The sequence below is a fragment of the Streptomyces sp. NPDC056231 genome, assembly GCF_048270745.1.
Taxonomy (GTDB): Bacteria; Actinomycetota; Actinomycetes; order Streptomycetales; family Streptomycetaceae; genus Streptomyces.
The window spans coordinates 60,750-67,174 of sequence record NZ_JBLVKW010000024.1 but is presented as its reverse complement, the minus strand read 5'-3'; the positions used below and the strand labels follow the sequence as shown (position 1 = coordinate 67,174).

General features: G+C 69.9%; 5 protein-coding genes. 4 read left to right on the top strand and 1 reads right to left on the bottom strand.

Annotated features, from left to right (window positions below; translation table 11 throughout):
- Positions 1–65 precede the first annotated feature (65 nt).
- The gene (locus ACNPQM_RS20065) at positions 66–1,199 is read right to left on the bottom strand and encodes an LUD domain-containing protein (RefSeq protein WP_418085091.1); all 1,134 of its coding nucleotides are present in this window, start codon (positions 1,197–1,199) and stop codon (positions 66–68) included.
- 151 nt (positions 1,200–1,350) lie between these two features.
- Here ACNPQM_RS20065 and sigJ point away from each other — a divergent pair, with 151 nt between their 5' ends.
- The 4 genes from sigJ to ACNPQM_RS20045 all read left to right on the top strand — a co-directional run bounded on the left by sigJ (position 1,351) and on the right by ACNPQM_RS20045 (position 6,280).
- Positions 1,351–2,304 carry an RNA polymerase sigma factor SigJ gene (gene sigJ / locus ACNPQM_RS20060; protein WP_418085090.1) on the top strand — a complete coding sequence of 318 codons (954 nt, stop codon included), beginning with the start codon at positions 1,351–1,353 and terminating at the stop codon, positions 2,302–2,304.
- Between the two features lie 393 nt (positions 2,305–2,697).
- Entirely contained in the window at positions 2,698–3,237 is a 540-nt protein-coding gene (locus ACNPQM_RS20055) for a hypothetical protein (protein WP_418085089.1), read from the top strand.
- On the top strand, positions 3,234–4,775 hold the full coding sequence (locus tag ACNPQM_RS20050) for a multicopper oxidase family protein (protein ID WP_418085088.1): 1,542 nt from the start codon (positions 3,234–3,236) through the stop codon (positions 4,773–4,775). Before ACNPQM_RS20055 ends, ACNPQM_RS20050 begins: the two co-directional genes overlap by 4 nt.
- A gap of 446 nt (positions 4,776–5,221) precedes the next feature.
- Positions 5,222–6,280, top strand: a complete 1,059-nt coding sequence (locus tag ACNPQM_RS20045; RefSeq protein ID WP_418085087.1) for a VWA domain-containing protein — start codon at positions 5,222–5,224, stop codon at positions 6,278–6,280.
- Positions 6,281–6,425: the final 145 nt, after the last annotated feature.

The following is a 6,425-nucleotide window of genomic DNA, read 5'->3' as shown; positions in this document are numbered from 1 at the left end:
CGGCGAGCCCGATACGGCTCGCCGTCCGCCCCCGCGGCGTTCTCACGTCCTCATCACGCGGGGTGTCAGAATCCGATGGCCTCGCGCAGCAGCAGGACGGTGCCGCGCCCGGGCTGCGGCTCGGCGTTGAGGACGAGCAGACGGTTGACCGCGCTCGGCTGCCCGTAGATCGCCTGGGCGCGCGCGGTCTCCAGCGGGAGGGAGTGCTCCTCGACCCGGCGCAGTGCGGTGCTCAGGTCGGGCACCACCTTCTGCGCTCCGACGACCCAGATGGCCCTCGCGGCGCCGCCGGCGGAGGCGGGCAGCTGGCTGCCGCTGGCCGAGGCGATGACGAGCGAGCCGGTCTCGGTGATGGCCGCGACACTGGCGACGAAGACGTCGGGGGCGGCCGCGAGCCGGCGGATCTGGTCGGACTCGGTGGCGCGGTCCATCTTCAGCACGCGTGGCCGGATGGCCTGGTAGCGGTCGCCCGCCTCGATGTCCTCCGCTACTCCGGAGAGCCGGAGCGTCTCGCTGGCCCCGGTGAACACGCCTGCGCCCTCCGGGATCAAATCCTTGATGCGGGCGCGGGCCGCCGCGGCGTCGTCGAGCAGTTCGGCGGTGAAGCCGTTCGCCCGCAGCGCCGCGATCGCCCGGTCCAGCCGTTCCGCGGACGCCGGTGCGGCGAAGTCGTCGGCCGCCCCCGTGGCCGACGCGTCCGCCTCACCGGCACCCGGTGCCCGGACGGCGTCCCCGGCCTTACCGGAGTCGTGCGCCGCGTCGGGGCCGGGCGCCGAACCCCCCAGCGGGGTGGTGTCGACGTACCTGACCTCGTAGACCCGCTCGGCGAACTTCCATCCCTCCGGCGTACGCCGGTAGGTGTCGTGGTAGATGGCGAAGTTCAGGCCCGAGCGACCGTCGAGCAGACGCGCGATCTCCTGTATGTAGGTGCGACCGGTGGCGGTGTCGCCGTCGATCCGGATGGTGCCTGGGTGGCTGTTCTGCACGAAGAAGTCCCACTGGCTCTGCAGGCGTTCGCCTCCGGTCCGGATCTCCTCCCGGCCGATGAGCTCGACCGGGACGTTGGGCATGCGCAGAACGCCGTCGGGGGTGAACAGCGCGGCGAGGCGGGCACGGTCGCGCATCATCGCCGCGTCGGTGAAATCGCCGCGCAGCGCCTCGATCTCGACGCGGTCGGCGATCTCCTGGAAGTCGTTCATGCTCAGCGTCCTGTCCTGTGGATGGTGTACTCGTCTTCACCAGTCCGACAACGCAGCCCCGCCGAATGTGAGGCGAGCCGCCGACCTCACATTCCACCGCTCTGATTTGTCGTACTGGAGAGGGCACGGGAACGAGGGAGCCGGAGAGCCTATGACCACTCCATCGGAACAGGCACAGCGGCAGGCAGAGGAGCAGCGGGATCCTGGCCTGAGCACGATCATGAGCGAGCGGCGACAGCTGCTCAATCTCGCCTACCGGATGCTCGGGTCCCTGGCCGATGCGGAGGATGTCGTCCAGGAGACCTACACCCGCTGGTACGCGATGTCCCGGGCGGAGCAGGAGGTCATCGAGTCCCCGGGCGCCTGGCTGACGAAGGTGGCCAGCCGCATCTGCCTGAACCTGCTCGGCTCGGCGCGCGCCCGGCGGGAGGCCTACGTCGGCGAATGGATCCCGGAGCCGCTGCCCGACTCGGCCGAGTGGATCGCCGGGGCAGCGGGCGGCGCCGGCGTGGACCCGGCCGACCGGATCACCCTCGACGAGTCGGTGACCATGGCCTTCCTGGTCGTGTTCGAGTCGATGACCCCGGCCGAACGCGTCGCGTTCGTGCTGCACGACGTCTTCCGCTACCCGTTCGCCGAGGTGGCCGAGATCGTCGGCCGCAGCCCGGCGGCGTGCCGTCAGCTGGCGTCCTCGGCCCGCCGCCGCATCGCCGCCGCGCGGACCGAGGCGAGCCCGAACGCGGCCCGGCAGGCGAGCGTCGTCCGGCGGTTCAAGGTGGCCTGGGAGGCGCAGGACATCGAGGCCCTGCTCAGCCTGCTCGACCCAGGCGCCACCGCGATCTCCGACGGCGGCGGCCGCGCCATCGCCCACCTGCTGCCGATCGAGGGCGCCGAGCAGATTGCCCACTTCTACCTGACGATCGCCCGGTTCGCGCCGCCCCGGACGATCCTCGAGCGCACGGTCAACGGGCTGCCGGGCCTGGCGGTCGAGTCCGGGGGCGGGATCGAGACGGTGTTCGCGTTCAAGGTTGCCGACGACGACCGGATCACGCACATCTGGGCGGTGCGCAACCCGGACAAGCTCCGCCCATGGCGGCTGTCCTGACCGTCCCAGGGCGTGTTTCGAAAGTAGCGTCGTACGCCCGCAGGGCGGGCCGGGCGGCGTCCGGTGCGTGCGATGGCAAGGCGGGCGTACGTCCTGGGGTGGGGTCTCCCCTGCTCGAACGAAGCTGAGAGCTTGGGGATGGAGCTACCAGGGCTTGTGGCCAACGCGGAAGGGGGTCCCCCCTGGCCCTTAAGGCCTTGGGGGAGGGCGTGCCGGGCGGCGCGACGGGGCAAAGCTTGGCGGAATCCCGCCGATGAGCCGCAGGCTGCCCGGGCCCCGTAGGGTCCCGGTCCGGAAAGCGGGCGGCTCGGCCCCCTATGTCCAGGCGTAGACGCGCATGAGAGGGCGGACTACGGTTGCGTGCTGATCATCCACTGCCCAGGGGAGACGTCCATGCAGCCGTCGTTGGCCTCCGCCGAGCCGGGCGGCTCCGGCACACGCGAGTCGCCGGACCCGCGACGGCGCCCCGGGCGGGCCCGTGGTGCACTGCGCGCGGTGACGACGGTGCACGCCGCGACCTTGTTCACCCAGGCCGTCCTCGCCGGGCGGTTCCTGTCCGGTGACTACGACATGCTCACCGCGCACGCGGTCAACGCCAACGTCATCGTCGCCGTCGGCCTCGTGCAGGTCGTGGTGGCGGTGCTGTACTGGCGCCCGGGCCGCGGTCCGGGCTGGCCGGCCGCGGTCAGCGCCGTGCTGCTTGTGGCCGAGGCCGGGCAGGCCGTTCTCGGCTACCAGCGGACCCTGGGGGTGCACGTCCCGCTGGGCGTGACGCTCATTGCCGCCGGGCTGCTTCTCCTGGTCCAGGTGTGGCGCCCCCTGCCCCCGGGCCCCGTCCCGGTCACGTCCGGTGACGCCGGGTCAGCGTCCGGGAGGGTGCCGCCGCCCGGCACGTCCCCGGAGGCGTCGCGGCCCGCGGAGGAGGTCTCGTGAGGCCGGCGATACCGCGCCGCCGCCTCCTCGGCGCCCTGGGAGGGGCGGCCGCCCTGGCGGCGGTGGGCACACAGATCCCGCGGCTGGCCGCCGCCGTCCAGACCGGGGAACTGCTGCGCAGCCTGCTGCCGCTGCCCGCCCCGTACCGGGTGCCGCTGCCGGTACCGCCGGTGCTGACCCCGCATCAGGACGCCACCACCGACTACTACGAGGTGACGCAGAAGGCCGCCACCCAGGAGATCCTGCCCGGCCACACCACCGCGATCTGGGGGTACGAGGGGATCTTCCCCGGGCCCACCCTCGTCTCCCGCAGCGGCCGGCGGACCGTTGTCCGTCACCGCAACGCGCTTCCTGTGCCCGCCGTCGTACACCTGCACGGCGGCCACACCCCGTCGGCCAGCGACGGCTACCCCACCGACCTGATCGTGCCGGACGGGTTCACCGGACCGCTCCCGCACCACGACCACCGGGCCAGCCTGGCCCACGGCTCACGCGTCTACGAGTACCCCTTCCAGCAGCGGGCCGCCACGCTCTGGTATCACGACCACCGCATGGACTTCACCGGCGCCTCCGTCTGGCGCGGGCTGGCCGGATTTCATCTCGTACACGACGACGAGGAGGAGGCCTTGCCCCTGCCGCGCGGGGACCGGGACATCCCCCTCATGATCACCGACCGGGCGTTCGACGCCGATGGATCCTTCCGATACCCCGCGACCGACCCGACCCTGCTGCACACCCCGGGCGTGCAGCCGGACTACGTCGAAGGGGTGCTGGGCGACATGATCCTGGTCAACGGTGCGCCGTGGCCCGTCCTGGAGGTCGACGCCGCCCGTTACCGGCTGCGCATCCTCAATGCCTCCAACGCACGCCGCTACCGGCTGGAGCTGGACCCCCAGCCCGCCGGCGGCGGCGCCCTGGTGCAGATCGGCTCCGACGGCGGCCTGCTGGCGGCCCCGAGAGCGCACGACGCGATCGTACTGGCGCCCGCGGAACGCTTCGACGTCGTCGTCGACTTCTCCCGCTACCGGGTCGGCGATGAGGTCACCCTCGTCAACCGGCTCGGCAGCGGCACCACCGCCGCGGTCATGCGCTTCCGGATCGCCCGGCGCGCCACCGACGACAGCGCCGTGCCCGCGCGGCTGTCGGGCATCGAGCGTCTGGACCCGGCGCGCGCGACGGCAACCCGTACCTTCGCCTTCCGCGACCAGGGCGACGAGGGCTGGACGATCAACGGCCGGCCCTACGACCCGATGCGGGCCGACGCCACCCCTCGGCTGGGCGCGCTGGAGGTCTGGCGGTTCACCAGCGACTTCCACCACCCGGTCCACCTTCACCTGGCGCACTTCCAGGTACTCTCCCGCAACGGCGAGGCCCCCGGCCCCTACGACGCGGGCTGGAAGGACACCGTCGACCTGAGCCCGGGCGAGGCGGTCGCCATCATCACCAGATTCACCGGCTACCGGGGGCGTTTCGTCTTCCACTGCCACAACCTGGAGCACGAAGACATGGCGATGATGGCCAACTTCGAAGTGCTCTAGCGTTTCGACCGGTGATCAGCTGTTTCTGATCCCCGCGGTTGCCGGCCTCCGACGGGCCGGTCGGAGCGCGAGGCGAGAGTGAGCCAGAAGTCTCAGCCGTCTGCGGATCGGTCATCGGGGGTGTGAGCGCCGCGGGGGTGCTGCTGCTCGCGTCCCGTCTGCCAGGCGGCGTCTGGCACGCACGCCCTGAGGGCTGTCCCGTCATCCCTGGTGGATCAGCGCGCGGCGTCAGATGCGGTGCGTCGCAACGCGGAGTGGCGTCCTCGTACTGGGTGTATTCGGGCGTAGACAACGCAGCGAGGTGCCGCAGCTGCCGTCGTGCGCCCGCCAGGGATGACGGGACAGCCCTTGGGCGCAGGCAGGTGATTGAGCGTCAAGCGCCGTTGTCAGTGCCTCCCCATAAAGTGAAGACATCACTCGGGGAGCCTCGGAGGGGGAGCACAAACGTGTCCGCAAAAAAGATCCAGCACAAGGTGAATCACGTCGCGCTGGTGGTGGACTGTTCGGGTTCAATGCGTCCGCACCAGAGTCAACTCATTCGAGTTGTGGACGAGTTTGTGGCGGGGTTGAAGGCCGAGTCCGACAGCCTGGGCCACGAGACACGGATCAGCCTCTACTCCTTCGACCACAAGGTGGAGAACCTGGTCTGGGACATGGACGTGAAGCATCTGCCGTCCATGCGGGGGCTGTATCAGGTCAACAATGGAGCTACGGCCCTCATCGAGGCTTCTGTGAAGTCCCTGGACGACCTGGGCCATATTTGGGAGGAATACGGCGAGCACAGCTTCCTCCAGATCGTCGTGACGGACGGTGAGGAGAACGCCTCCGGTGGCGACAGGCGGCACGACGGCGACATGACCATCCTTGGCCCCTGGCTCGACAAGATCACGGCGAAGATGAGAGGGCTTCCGGGCCACTGGACTTCCGCGATCCTCGTTCCGAACTCCCTGGCCAAGCGCACCGCCCAGAACTACGGTTTCCCGGCCGGGAACATCGCCATCTGGGATGCGGATTCCCAGAAGGGCGTCGAGGAGGCGATCGGCACCGTGCGCGCTGCCGCCACCAGTTTCCTCCGCGGGCGAGAGCAGGGGGTGCGCGGCACGAAGAACCTGTTCACCGTCGGTCAGGGCATATCGGTTGATGAGGTGCGGGCGAACCTCGAACCGATTCCGGCCGACAAGTACCGGCTCCTGAAAGTCGACAAGGATATCGAGATTCGCCCCTTCGTCAACTCGCACCCGGGCGTGACGTACGAACGTGGTTCGTGTTACTACCAGCTGGGCGCCCGGGCTCAGGTTCAGCAGAACAAAGAAGTCATCGTGGTCGAGAAGGACACCGACCGCGCCTATACGGGCGACGCGGCACGCAGCCTTTTGTTCGGTACGGATATTCAGGGGACCGTCTCCGTGAAGGCGGGGAACAACCCCAAGTTGGAGGTGTACGTACAAAGTCGTTCGGTGAATAGGAAGCTCAAGCCGAAAACCCGTCTGCTCATCATGCTCTGAAATCAATGAGTGAAGAGCGGGGTGGTCCGGGAGCAGCCTGCTCCCATTGCTCGACACCGCCGTGAGCAACAGATGTCGCCCCGTGCGGTCACTGGCGGCACGCGGCGGCGCGTAAGGGCTGTCCCGTCATCCCTGGCAGGCGCAC